Origin of the sequence: Schaalia hyovaginalis, assembly GCF_014208035.1 — a bacterium.
Classification (GTDB): domain Bacteria; phylum Actinomycetota; class Actinomycetes; order Actinomycetales; family Actinomycetaceae; genus Pauljensenia; species Pauljensenia hyovaginalis.
The window spans coordinates 2,132,064-2,144,415 of the sequence record NZ_JACHMK010000001.1 but is presented as its reverse complement, the minus strand read 5'-3'; the positions used below and the strand labels follow the sequence as shown (position 1 = coordinate 2,144,415).

Genomic DNA, 12,352 nt, shown 5'->3' with positions numbered 1-12,352 from the left:
ACGCCGCAGGGCGCCGCAACGCGGTTTGGTGAACCGCGGCGGTGCTGCTAACGTACCCAACCCCGCTATCGAACGATGGCGGGAACTCGACGGCGAGACACCGCTTCGGCGGGGCCATCGGCCCCGCCTCCCGGGCCTCATTCCCGAGGGCTCGCCGCCGCCGAACGGAGGAGAACTCATGCCCTGGTGGGAGATCATCGGCTGGACGGGATCGGCGCTCGTCGTCATCTCGCTCATCGTCCCTTCGATCAGGCGTTTCAGAACGCTCAATCTCACCGGATCGCTCATCGCGACCGTGTACAACGTCGTCTTCGGCATCTGGCCCTACGCGGCGATGAACGCCGTCATCGCGATCATCGACGCCTATTGGCTCTACCGTCTGAGCAGCGGGGGGCGTGAATACCGCTTCGTGCCGGCCGAGGCGGATTCGCCCCTCGTCTGCGACTTCCTCGAGGTCCACGCCGCGGGCATCGAGGAGGCCTTCCCGGGCTTCTCCCGTTCGGATCTCAGCACCGCCGGCGCTCATCTCATGATGTGCGCAGATGAGATCGCGGGCGTGTTCGTCCACGTGAACAACGGCGACGAGGGCCGGGTCCTGCTCGACTACGTCACCGACCGCCACCGTGATCTCACTCCCGGGCGCGCCCTCTATTCCGACGAGGGCGTTCGTCGGGCCGTGCCCGCCGCGCTGCGTCTTGCGCGCAGTGCGACGAGCGATCCGGCCTATTTCGAGCGGATGGGGTTCATCGCCGAGGGCGACGATCTCCTCTTGAGTCTGCACGATTGACCAGGGGACTTGACAGGTCCCGTTCCACCCTCGAAAATTTTGTCACACGTCAATTCGGAGTTTTACAAACGTTCCATACGGGATGTCGACGCTCCGCCAGGACGGCGCCGAAGAAGGCTCAAGCAATAGCGCTGTTCAACGACGAACAACCCAACTGGAGGAAACCCATGAAAACCCTCTCGAAGTACCTGGCAGTCGCGGGAGTCGCCGCGCTCGCCCTGGCCGGCTGCACGTCCGGCGCCAAGCCCGCCGCCGAATCCGGCGCCACCGCCAGCGAAGGCTCCTCTTTCAAGGCCTGCGCCGTCTCCGACGCCGGCGGCTGGGACGACAAGTCCTTCAACGAATCCGCCTACAACGGCCTGACCGTCGCCAAGGAGAAGCTCGGCATCTCGGTCAATACCGCCGAATCCTCCTCCGACGCGGACTTCGTCCCGAACGTCGAGGCCATGGTCGACGACGGCTGCAACCTCATCATCGGCGTCGGCTTCAAGATCGAGAAGGCGCTCCACGCCTCCGCCGATCAGAACGCGGACCTCCACTACGCCCTCGTCGACTCCTCCTTCTCGGACGCGGACTTCAACACCGTCGTCCTCGAGAACGGCCGTCCGCTCCTCTTCAACACCGCCGAGGCCGCCTACCTCGCTGGCTACGTGGCCGCGGGCATGACCCAGACCGGCAAGGTCGCCACCTTCGGCGGCATCCAGATCCCCTCGGTCACCATCTTCATGGACGGCTTCGCCGACGGCGTCGCCGCCTACAACGCCGCCAAGGGCACGAACGTCCAGCTCCTCGGCTGGGACAAGGCCGCCCAGAACGGCTCCTTCACCCAGTCCTTCGACGACCAGGCCCTCGGCAAGCAGCAGGCCCAGCAGTTCATCGACCAGGGCGCCGACATCATCATGCCGGTCGCCGGCCCCGTCGGCCTCGGCGCCGCCGCAGCCGCCAAGGAGCACGGCTCGACCTACATCATCGGCGTCGACTCCGACTGGTTCCTCACCAGCCCCGACTACTCCTCGATCATCCTCACCTCGGTGATGAAGGAGATCGGTGCCTCCGTCGAGCAGGCGATCACCGACTCCGTCGAGGGCAAGTTCACCTCCGACCCCTACGTCGGCACCCTTGAGAACGGCGGCGTCTCCATCGCCCCCTTCCACGACTTCGACTCCAAGGTCCCCCAGGAGCTCAAGGACGACATCGTGAAGCTCACCGACCAGATCAAGAGCGGCGAGCTCAAGGTCGAGTCGGAGAACTCCCCGAAGTAATCGGCCTCGAGGGCGCGGCGGGGCACCCCGCCGCGCCCTCGTCGTCTCAAAAACCCGCTCACCGACACTCGAAGAAGAGCCAAAGGCAGGTTCCCAGTGAAACTGGAACTCAGGGGGATTACGAAGCGCTTCGGGCCCCTGGTCGCGAACGACCACATCGACCTCACCATCGAGGAAGGACGGATCCACGCCCTCCTCGGAGAGAACGGCGCCGGAAAATCGACGCTCATGAACGTCCTCTACGGACTCCACCAGCCCGACGAGGGGCAGATCCTCATCGACGGCCAGCCCGTCGTCTTCAAGGGGCCCGGCGACGCGGTCGCCGCCGGGATCGGCATGGTGCACCAGCACTTCATGCTCATCCCCGTCTTCACCGTCGCCGAATCGATCGCCCTCGGCGATGAGCCGGTCGGCAAGGCCGGGCTCATCGATCTGGCGAAGGCCCGCGCCCTCGTGAACGAGGTCTCCGCCCGCTTCGGATTCGACCTCGACCCCGACGCGAAGATCGAAGACCTCCCCGTCGGAGCCCAGCAGCGCGTGGAGATCGTCAAAGCCCTCTCCCGCGAGGCGAAGGTCCTCATCCTCGATGAGCCGACTGCCGTCCTCACCCCGCAGGAGACCGACGAGCTCATGGCCATCATGCGCCAGCTCGCCGACTCGGGAACCTCCATCGTCTTCATCACCCACAAGCTCCGCGAGGTCCGCGCCGTCTCCGACGACATCACCGTCATCCGCCGCGGCGCCGTCGTCGGCACCGCCTCGCCCGACGAGTCCGAGAACGAACTCGCCAACAAGATGGTCGGCCGCGCGATCATGCTCAAAGTCGAGAAGGAGGAGGCCAAGCCGGCAGGCGGGGGCCTTAGCTTCGACAAGGTCTCGCTCCTGGGCTCCTCCGGCAACACGATCCTCGACCACGTCAGCCTCGACGTCGAACGGGGCGAGGTCGTCGCCGTCGCCGGCGTTCAGGGCAACGGCCAGACCGAGCTCGCCGAAGCCATCCTCGGCCTCGTCAACCCCGACTCGGGCTCGATCACCCTCGAAGGCGTCGACATCACCCACGCCGGGCCGCGCAAGTCGCTCGACGCGGGCATCGGCTTCATCCCCGAGGACCGCTCCACCGACGGCATCATCGCTGGCTTCTCCATCTCGGAGAACCTCATCCTCGATCAGTTCGACAAGGCGCCCTTCGCGGCCGGCCCGGCCCTCAGGCTCGGCGTCATCGAGAAGAACGCGAAGGCCCTCGAGGAGGAGTACGACATCCGCCTCACCTCCATCGAGGACCCGATCTCCTCCCTCTCGGGCGGCAACCAGCAGAAGGTCGTCGTCGCCCGCGAGCTCTCGAAGGACCTCAACCTCCTCGTCGCGAACCAGCCGACCCGCGGCGTCGACGTCGGCTCCATCGAGTTCATCCACAAGCAGATCGTCTCCGTGCGCGACCAGGGGACGCCCGTTCTGCTCATCTCCTCCGAGCTCGACGAGGTCGTGGCGCTCGCCGATCGCATCGCGGTCATGTACCGCGGGCGGATCATGGGCGTCGTCGCCCCCGATACCCCGCGTGAGGTCCTCGGCCTCATGATGGCAGGCGTGCTCCTCGAAGAGGCCCTCGCCTCCCAGTCCGATTCCACCCAGGAGGAGGCACGATGACGAAGAAACCCCAATCCAAGGGCGGCCTCGTCGCCCGGCACATCCTCGGATCGAAATGGTTCGTCTCGATCCTCGCAGTCCTCATCGCCTTCGCGGTCGGCGCGATCCTCATCGTCATGGCCGGCGCCTCGGTGACCGACGCCTACTACGCGATGTTCCGCGGCGCGATCTTCGACCCGGAGGCCAAGAGCTTCGTCCGACAGATCAAGCCGATCACGAACACGCTGCTCTACGCGACCCCGCTCATCATCGGCGGCCTCGGCCTCGCCTTCGGCTTCCGCGCGGGACTGTTCAACATCGGCGGCAAGGGCCAGGTCATCTTCGGCGCGCTCGCCGCCGTCTGGGTCGGCTTCAACCTCCACCTGCCGCCGGTCCTGCACACCGTCGTCGCCCTCCTCGCCGCGGTCGTCGCGGGAGCGCTGTACGCGGGGATCGCGGGCTTCCTCAAGGCCCGCACCGGAGCCAATGAGGTCATCGTCACGATCATGCTCAACTCGATCGCGGCCCTCACCCTCGGCTACGTGCTCGCGAAGAAGTCCTGGCAGGTCCCCGGCTCGAACCAGCCGCAGACCCCCGATGTCGCCGACACGGCGGCCTTCCTCCCGATCCTCCCCTCGCCCTTCAAGCTCCACGCGGGCATCATCGTCGCCCTCCTGGCCGTCGTCGTGTTCTGGTGGATCCTGGACCGCTCGACCCTCGGCTTCCAGGTGCGCGCCGTCGGCGCCAACCCCGCGGCCGCCCGCACCGCCGGCATCTCCGTCGAGAAGATCACCACGATCACGATGATGATCTCCGGCGCCTTCATGGGCCTCGTCGGCGCGAACGAAGCCCTCGGAACCGTCGGGTACGTCTCGCGCGACGTCGCGGGATCGCTCGGCTTCGATGCGATCACCGTCGCCCTGCTCGGACGCAACAAGCCCCTCGGAACCATGTTCGCCGGCCTCCTCTTCGGCGCGTTCAAGGCCGGCGGCTACACCATGCAGCCCAAGGGCGTTCCGATCGACATGATCCTCATCCTCCAGTCGGTCATCGTCCTGCTCATCGCCGCCCCCGCCCTCGTGCGCTGGCTCTTCCGCCTGCCCAAGGAGCCCGAGAAGTCGCTGCGCGCCGAGCTCGCCGCCCTCGGCATCGACGATGAGGCCCCCGCCCTCGTCACCCCGGCGACCCCGAAGGTGGCCGAGACCGCCGTCGACGCCACGGCCGCCGATGCGGAAGGAGAATCGCGATGACCACCACCCGAACTCAGGCCGACGTCATGGACGACGTCCAGGTGAAGCGCTCCTGGAAGCTGCCGATCGTCTACACCCTCGCGGCGCTCCTGCTCGCCTTCTTCTCCTTCACGGCGAAGGGCGAGGTCACGATCCGCCTCAACGACAAGTCGCAGGCTTTCGAGATCCCCGATATCGTCCTCGGCGGCGCGGGTATCCTCTGGGTGCTGCTCGCCCTCGTCGCGCTCGTCGCCGTCTGGTCGATCGTCACAACCTCGATGCGGGCCAAGAGCCCGCGCTGGGTCCAGACCCTTGCGATGCTCCTCGCGGGCATCGCCACGACCCTCGCCTTCCTCATCTACGCCGGCACCGGATCCTCCGGCGTCGTCACCCTCACCTCGACCCTCGTGTCGACGGTGGCGATCTCGACGCCGCTCATCTTTGGCGCCCTCTCGGGCGTCGTGTCCGAGCACGTCGGCGTCGTCAACATCGCGATCGAGGGCGACCTGCTCGTCGGCGCATTCGCGGGCGTCATGGCGGCCTCCTTCTTCCAGACCCCCTACGCGGGCCTCGTCGCGGCCCCCCTCGCAGGGGCGCTGCTCGGCAGCCTGCTCGCCGTGTTCTCCGTCCGCTACGGAGTGGATCAGATCATCGTCGGCGTCGTGCTCAACGTGCTCGCCCTGGGCCTGACCACCTTCTTCTACGGGACGCTCATGAAGGTCTCGCCCGAGACCCTCAACACGAACAGGTTCTCCCTGGCTTCGCTGAAGATCCCCTTCCTCGCGGAGATCCCGATCATCGGCCCGATGCTGTTCAACCAGACGGTGCTCGTGTACCTCATGTACGCGACCGTCGTCTTCCTCGCGGTCTTCCTCTACCGCTCGCGCTGGGGCCTGCGCCTGCGCGCCTGCGGCGAGCACCCGAAGGCCGCCGACACCGTCGGCATCAACGTCAACCGCACGCGTTCGCGCAACACGATCCTCGCCTCGGCCTTCGCGGGCCTCGGCGGCGCGTTCTTCACGATCGGCTCCGGCCTGGCCTTCACGGACAACATCTCCGCGGGCAACGGCTACATCGCCCTCGCGGCGATGATCCTCGGCAAGTGGCATCCGATCGGCGCCATGTCGGCGGCCGTCATGTTCGGCTTCGCCCAGGCCGTCGCGAGGATGCTGCCGAACGTGGCGCCCGCGATCCCCTCCGACCTCGTGTCGATGATCCCCTACGTCGTGACGATCATCGCGGTCGCCGGGTTCGTCGGGAAGTCGAAGGCCCCCGCGGCTGAGAACATCCCCTACGTGAAGTGAAGGACGCATCATGGTGGACACTGTCGATGAGGCGATCTGGGACCGCCTGCGCGCCGCGGCGATCGAGGCGATGAAGCGGGCCTACTGCCCCTACTCCGGGTACCCCGTGGGCGCGGCGGGCCTCGCCGAGGACGGGAGCATCGTCGTCGGCTCGAACGTCGAGAACGCCGCCTACGGCTGCGGGCACTGCGCGGAGACCTCGATGGTTTCCGAGCTCATCCGCACGGGCGCGGGCCGCCTCCTCGCAGTCGCCTGCGTGAACGGGAACTCCGAATCGGTGGTCCCCTGCGGCCGCTGCCGACAGGTGATCTTCGAGCACGGCGGTCCGAGCTGCCTCGTCCTCATGCCGACCGGCGTCATGCCGATGAGCGAGGTCCTCCCCCAGGGATTCGGCCCCAGCGACCTCGATGAGGTCGCCACCTCCACCCCGCGCAAGGATTGAGGGCCCGGTCGGCTCCTAAGACGCCGGAGCCGACCGCCCTCGTCTCCTCGTACAGCTTCGGGCGCTCCTAGCAGCGCCCGCAGGAAGGAAAGAAAGATGGAAGCTTTCGACGTCGTCGACGTCATCCGTACCAAGCGGGACGGTGGCGTTCTCAGCGGCGAGCAGATCGACTGGACGATCGACGCCTACACCCGCGGGGCCGTCAAGGACGAGCAGATGGCCGCCCTCGCGATGGCGGTCTTCCTGCGCGGGATGACCCGCGAGGAGATCGCGCGCTGGACGAGGGCCATGATCGCCTCCGGCGAGCGCATGGACTTCGGCCGCATCGCGCGCCCCACCGCCGACAAGCACTCGACCGGGGGAGTGGGGGACAAGATCACCCTGCCGCTCGCGCCCCTCGTCGCCGTGTTCGACGTGGCCGTCCCGCAGCTGTCCGGCCGCGGCCTCGGGCACACGGGCGGAACCCTGGACAAGCTCGAGTCGATCCCGGGCTGGCGGGCCGCCATGACGAATGAGGAGATCTACCGCGAGCTCGGCGAGGGCTGCGGCGCGGTGATCTGCGCCGCTGGAGCGGGTCTGGCGCCCGCGGACAAGAAGCTCTACGCGCTACGCGATATCACCTCGACGGTCGACTGCATCCCGCTGATCGCCTCGTCGATCATGTCGAAGAAGATCGCCGAGGGCACGGGCTCGCTGGTCCTCGACGTGAAGGTCGGCTCGGGGGCCTTCATGAAGGACCTCGAGCAGGCGCGTGAACTCGCCCGGACCATGGTCGATCTCGGCACGGACGCGGGCGTGAAGACCTTCGCCTACCTCACCGACATGTCGACCCCGCTCGGCCTCAAGGTCGGCAACGCCCTCGAGGTGGAGGAGTCCGTCGAGGTCCTCGCCGGCGGCGGCCCCGCGGATGTCGTCGAGCTCACCTGCGCGCTCGCGCGCAAGATGCTCGAGATGTCGGGCAAGTCCGATGTCGATGTCGAGGTGGCCCTCAAGGACGGCCGCGCGATGGACCGCTGGCGCGAGATGATCCGCGCTCAGGGCGGCGATCCGGAGGCGGAGCTGCCGACCTCGGTCCACGCGCACACCGTGGTCGCCGAGGCGGACGGCGTCCTCGAGGCCCTCGACGCGCTCGCCGTCGGCGTCGCCTCCTGGCGCCTGGGCGCCGGACGCGCCGTGAAGGAGGACCCGGTCCAGGCGGGCGCGGGCATCGAGATCCATGCGAAGCCCGGTGCGACCGTGAAGAAGGGCCAGCCCCTGCTCACCCTCCACACCGATGACGAGTGGCGCATCGCCCGTGCTCTGGAATCGCTCGAGGGCGGCGTCGTGATCGGCTCGGCCGCCCCCGAGGCCCGTTCGGTGATCCTCGGAGAGGTCCAGTAGGGCGCGGTGCGGTCGGCGCGCGCTCGCGCCGGCCGCGCGCACCCCTGCGGATGCCCGCGGCCGCGCGCGTCGGGGCGCGGATCACGACACGGAAGGAGGAGGAGTGGATAAGAGGGACGAACAGGCGATCGACGCCGTCCGGCTCTATTTCGAGCGTGGCCTGAGCCAGGCCGAAGTCGCGGCCAAGATGGGCATTTCGCGTCCGACCGTCGCCAAGCTCCTGCTGCGCGGGAAAGAGGCCGGGTTCGTCACCGTGGAGATCCATGATCCTCGAGAGACCTCGTCGGTGCTGGGCGAGCAGCTCGCCCAGCGATTCGGCTTGGTCGAAGCGCGGGTCGTCCATGATTCCGGTGCGTCCGAGCGCGAGATCCTCGACGATCTCGGGCGCGTCGGCGCGGGCCTCGTCGAGTCCCTCGTCGAGGACGGCATGAGCGTCGGCGTCTCCTGGGGGCGGACGATGAACGCGATCGCGTCGCGTCTGCACCGCACGCTGAGGCGCGATGTCGAGATCGTGCAGCTCAAGGGCGGGACCTCGCATTCCTCGGAGGCGACCAATGATTTCGAGGTCATGAGGGCCTTCTGCGAGGCCTTCAATGCGATTCCGCGCTACTTGCCCCTGCCGGTGATCTTCGAGGACGTGCGCACCTTGGAGATCGTGCGCTCGGACCCGCATATCGCCGCGATCCTCGAGGCGGGCAGGCAGACGGACCTCGTGGTCTTCACGGTCGGGGACGTCGCCGCCGAGAGCCTGGCGATCAGCCATTCCCACCTCAAGGGATCCGAGGCGACTGAGCTGCTCGCGAAGGCGGTGGGGGATGCGTGTTCGCGCTTCTTCACCGCCGAGGGCGAGATCGCGGTGCCGGGAATCGATGAGAGGACCGCGGGCATTTCCTTGAAGGATCTCGCCTCGCGTCCGATCCGCGTGCTCGTCGCGGGCGGTCCGAAGAAGGCTGCGGCTCTTGCTACGGCCCTGCGGATGGGCTTGGCGACGCATGTCGTGGTCGATCAGGATCTCGCGAGGGTGCTTCTCGCCGAATCCGCTCGCGCCTGAGCCTCGCCCTCGTAGTGAACAAATGTAAAAGTCAAACTTGACACTTTGGAATACCTCTGATTAGTCTGATCGGACCCCGGCGCAAGGACGCCCGGCGAATGGTTTCGCCGTCACGGGTCCACGAAGGAGAAGAAATGAAGGCAACGCCGCATATCGACCCCCAGGCCCCGATCGCTGAGACGATCCTGCTGCCCGGCGACCCGCTCCGCGCGAAGTTCATCGCCGAGACCTACCTCGAGGACGCGGTCCAGTTCAACTCCGTGCGCAACATGCTCGGATTCACCGGCACCTACCAGGGCACCCCGGTCTCCGTCATGGGCTCGGGCATGGGCATCCCCTCGATCTCCCTCTACTCCTGGGAGCTCATCCACGTCTTCGGATGCAAGAAGCTCATCCGCATCGGCTCCTGCGGCGCGATGCAGCCGGGGGTCAACCTCTACGACGTCGTCATCGGACAGGCCGCCTGCTCCAACTCGGCGTTCATGGACCAGTACGACCTGCCGGGCACCTACGCGCCGATCGCCTCCTACCGCCTGATCGAGGCCGTGCGCCGCCGCGCCGAGGAGAACGGCGTCACCACCCACGTCGGCAACATCTTGTCCTCGGACACCTTCTACAACGCCGACGAGACCTTCAACGAACGCTGGCAGAGGATGGGGATCCTCGCCGTCGAAATGGAATCCGCGGGCCTGTACGCCACCGCCGCGCACGCCGGCGTCGAAGCGCTCGGCATGTTCACAGTCTCGGACTCGCTCGTCACGGGCGAAGCCACAACCGCAAAGGAACGCGAGACCGCGTTCACCCAGATGATGGAACTCGCGCTGCCCCTGGCGCAGATCTGAGGAAGGCACCACCATGAAGAAGACCGAAGTCGCCCAGATGATCGACCACACCCTCCTCAAGCCGGAGGCGACCGCCGCCGATGTCGCGGCTCTCGTCGCCCAGGGCGCCGAGCTCGGCACCTACTCGGTGTGCGTCTCGCCCTCCATGCTGCCCCTCGAGACCCCCGAGGGCCTCATGGTCGCCTGCGTCGCGGGCTTCCCCTCGGGCGCCGTCAAGCCCGAGATCAAGGCCGCCGAAGCCGCGCGCGCCGTTGAGGACGGCGCCGACGAAGTCGACATGGTCATCAACATCGCCCTCGTGAAAGAAGGCCGCGAGGCCGAGCTCGAAGCCGAGATCCGCGCCGTGCGCGACGCTGTCCCCGCGCCGCGCGTCCTCAAGGTCATCATCGAGTCCGCGGCCCTGACCGACGAGGAGATCGTCATGGCCTGCCGCGCCTCCGAGAACGCGGGGGCCGACTTCGTGAAGACCTCCACCGGCTTCCACCCCGCCGGTGGCGCCTCGGTGCACGCCGTCAAGCTCATGCGCGAAACGGTCGGCGACCGCCTCGGCGTCAAGGCCTCGGGCGGGATCCGCGATGCCGCGACCGCGCTCGCCATGATCGAGGCCGGAGCCTCGCGCCTCGGCGTATCGGCGACGGTCGCGATCCTCGAGGGCATCGAGGAGTGAGGCGATGAACGATCAGCTTCTCGCGACGGCCCGCGAATGGGCCGCCCATGACCCGGACGGCCAGACCTCCTCGGCGCTCCTCGCTTCCGTCGAGGCCGCTTCGGCGGGCGACGAGAGCGCCCTGGCCGAACTGCGGGCCGCCATGAACGGGCCCCTCGAGTTCGGCACCGCGGGTCTGCGCGGCGAGATCGGTCCGGGTGAATCCCGGATGAACCTCGCCGTCGTCATCCGCGCGACCGCGGGCCTCGCCGCCTACCTCAAGACTCAAACCGAGCGCGAACCCCGCGTCGTCATCGGCTGCGACGCCCGGCACGGCTCCGTCGACTTCGCCCGTGCGGCCGCGCGCGTCGTGTCGGCGGCGGGCTGCCGGGCCCTGGCCCTCCCCCTCTCGCACCCGACTCCGCTCACCTCCTTCGCGGTGCGCGCCCTCGACGCCGACGCGGGCATCATGATCACCGCTTCGCACAACCCCGCCAAGGACAACGGCTACAAGGTCTACCTCGGCGGAAGCGTCGTCACCGACGCCGGCCAGGGCGCCCAGATCGTGCCCCCGCACGACGCGGGCATCGCCGCCGCCATCGCGGCGGCCGCCCCGGCCGACGAGGTCCCCCAGGATGAGGAGCGCATCGAGCAGGTCGATCCGCGCGACGACTACGTCGCAGCCGCCGCGGCCCTGGCCACCGGCGAGCACCGGGGAGACCTCAAGATCACCCTGACCGCGATGCACGGCGTCGGCGGAGCGCTCACCGAGCGCGTCCTCAAGGAGGCGGGCTTCACCCGGGTGTCGCTCGTCGCCGAGCAGGCGGCGCCCGACCCCGACTTCCCGACCGTCTCCTTCCCGAACCCGGAGGAGCCCGGCGCCCTCGATCTGGCGATGGCGCATGCGCGCGAGCACGGCTCGGACCTCATCATCGCCGTCGACCCCGACGCCGATCGCTGCGCCCTCGCCATCCCGGACGAGGCCTCGGCGAGCGGATGGCGTCAGCTCACCGGCGACGAGACCGGTTCGATCCTCGGCGAGTTCCTGGCCGGGAGGGCCCCGAAGGGCGGGGTCTTCGCCAACTCGATCGTGTCGAGCCGCCAGCTCGAGCGGATCGCCGCGGCGCACGGCCTCGACTACCGCCACACCCTCACGGGATTCAAGTGGATCGCCCGCACCCCGGGCATCGTCTTCGGCTACGAGGAGGCCATCGGCTTCTGCCCCGATCCCGAGCACGCGCGCGACAAGGACGGCATCTCGACCTCGGTCGTCGCCGCCTCCCTGTTCGCCGAGCTCAAGGCGCAGGGCCGCACCGGCCAGGACGAGCTCGAGCGCATGGCACGCGCCTACGGCTGCTACGTGACGATGCCGCTCACCTTCCGCGTCGAGAACCTCGGTCTCATCGCCGAGGGCATGGATCGTCTGCGCGAGAATCCGCCGGCGCAGCTCGCGGGCTCGCCGGTCGTCTCCGTCGTCGACATGTCCCAGGGCTGGGACGGTCTGCCGGGCACGAACGCGATCATGGTCACCACTGAGGCGGACGACCGCGTCATCGCCCGGCCGTCCGGCACCGAGCCGAAGCTCAAGTGCTACCTCGAGGTCATCCTCCCCGTCGAGGACGGCGCTCCGGTTCCCTGGTCACAGGCGCGCGAACGCCTGGAGACGATCAAGGCCGAGTTCGGAGCCGCGATCGGCATCTGAAAGTTCCACCGTGGGCCCGGCCTGTGATGGGCACGGGCGGGCCCACGGTCCTCCGCCGCAGACGCCCCTCTTTTCCCGCCGAGG

The 12,352-nt window shown here is 68.2% G+C and carries 11 protein-coding genes; all 11 read left to right on the top strand.

The genetic code is table 11. The annotated features are described in order from the left end of the window. The first annotated feature begins 178 nt into the window (after window positions 1-178). The 11 genes from HD592_RS09400 to HD592_RS09350 all read left to right on the top strand — a co-directional run bounded on the left by HD592_RS09400 (window position 179) and on the right by HD592_RS09350 (window position 12,268). A complete protein-coding gene (locus HD592_RS09400) occupies window positions 179-787 on the top strand; it encodes a hypothetical protein (RefSeq protein WP_184453636.1) in 609 nt (202 codons plus the stop codon). A gap of 167 nt (window positions 788-954) precedes the next feature. Next, a complete protein-coding gene (locus HD592_RS09395; RefSeq protein ID WP_184453634.1) occupies window positions 955-2,049 on the top strand; it encodes a BMP family lipoprotein in 1,095 nt (364 codons plus the stop codon). Between the two features lie 96 nt (window positions 2,050-2,145). Then, window positions 2,146-3,693: an ATP-binding cassette domain-containing protein gene (locus tag HD592_RS09390; RefSeq protein WP_184453632.1), complete on the top strand. Its 1,548-nt coding sequence runs from the start codon at window positions 2,146-2,148 to the stop codon at window positions 3,691-3,693. Continuing rightward, window positions 3,690-4,922, top strand: coding sequence for an ABC transporter permease (locus tag HD592_RS09385; RefSeq protein WP_184453630.1), 1,233 nt, complete (start codon window positions 3,690-3,692; stop codon window positions 4,920-4,922). Before HD592_RS09390 ends, HD592_RS09385 begins: the two co-directional genes overlap by 4 nt. Beyond that, window positions 4,919-6,205, top strand: coding sequence for an ABC transporter permease (locus tag HD592_RS09380; RefSeq protein ID WP_184453628.1), 1,287 nt, complete (start codon window positions 4,919-4,921; stop codon window positions 6,203-6,205). The genes HD592_RS09385 and HD592_RS09380 overlap by 4 nt, the downstream gene beginning before the upstream one ends. Window positions 6,206-6,215: 10 nt before the next feature. Next, window positions 6,216-6,647 (top strand): cytidine deaminase, encoded by a 432-nt coding sequence (locus HD592_RS09375; protein ID WP_184453626.1) that lies wholly within the window; start codon window positions 6,216-6,218, stop codon window positions 6,645-6,647. A 96-nt stretch (window positions 6,648-6,743) separates the two neighbouring features. Further along, the gene (locus tag HD592_RS09370; RefSeq protein ID WP_184453624.1) at window positions 6,744-8,027 is read left to right on the top strand and encodes a thymidine phosphorylase; all 1,284 of its coding nucleotides are present in this window, start codon (window positions 6,744-6,746) and stop codon (window positions 8,025-8,027) included. Between the two features lie 103 nt (window positions 8,028-8,130). After that, window positions 8,131-9,078 carry a sugar-binding transcriptional regulator gene (locus HD592_RS09365; protein WP_184453622.1) on the top strand — a complete coding sequence of 316 codons (948 nt, stop codon included), beginning with the start codon at window positions 8,131-8,133 and terminating at the stop codon, window positions 9,076-9,078. Between the two features lie 134 nt (window positions 9,079-9,212). Further along, complete coding sequence (gene deoD, locus HD592_RS09360) at window positions 9,213-9,920, top strand: purine-nucleoside phosphorylase (RefSeq protein ID WP_154476335.1); 708 nt, start codon at window positions 9,213-9,215, stop codon at window positions 9,918-9,920. Between the two features lie 13 nt (window positions 9,921-9,933). Continuing rightward, entirely contained in the window at window positions 9,934-10,587 is a 654-nt protein-coding gene (gene deoC / locus HD592_RS09355; RefSeq protein WP_184453620.1) for a deoxyribose-phosphate aldolase, read from the top strand. 4 nt (window positions 10,588-10,591) lie between these two features. Further along, window positions 10,592-12,268, top strand: coding sequence for a phospho-sugar mutase (locus tag HD592_RS09350; RefSeq protein ID WP_184453618.1), 1,677 nt, complete (start codon window positions 10,592-10,594; stop codon window positions 12,266-12,268). The last annotated feature ends 84 nt before the right edge of the window (window positions 12,269-12,352 follow it).

Coding starts and splice junctions, on each gene's coding strand:
- HD592_RS09400 (WP_184453636.1), top strand. CDS start 179: ATGCCCTGGTGGGAGATCATCGGCTGGACGGGATCGGCGCTCGTCGTC.
- HD592_RS09370 (WP_184453624.1), top strand. CDS start 6,744: ATGGAAGCTTTCGACGTCGTCGACGTCATCCGTACCAAGCGGGACGGT.
- HD592_RS09375 (WP_184453626.1), top strand. CDS start 6,216: ATGGTGGACACTGTCGATGAGGCGATCTGGGACCGCCTGCGCGCCGCG.
- deoC (WP_184453620.1), top strand. CDS start 9,934: ATGAAGAAGACCGAAGTCGCCCAGATGATCGACCACACCCTCCTCAAG.
- HD592_RS09385 (WP_184453630.1), top strand. CDS start 3,690: ATGACGAAGAAACCCCAATCCAAGGGCGGCCTCGTCGCCCGGCACATC.
- HD592_RS09380 (WP_184453628.1), top strand. CDS start 4,919: ATGACCACCACCCGAACTCAGGCCGACGTCATGGACGACGTCCAGGTG.
- HD592_RS09350 (WP_184453618.1), top strand. CDS start 10,592: ATGAACGATCAGCTTCTCGCGACGGCCCGCGAATGGGCCGCCCATGAC.
- HD592_RS09395 (WP_184453634.1), top strand. CDS start 955: ATGAAAACCCTCTCGAAGTACCTGGCAGTCGCGGGAGTCGCCGCGCTC.
- deoD (WP_154476335.1), top strand. CDS start 9,213: ATGAAGGCAACGCCGCATATCGACCCCCAGGCCCCGATCGCTGAGACG.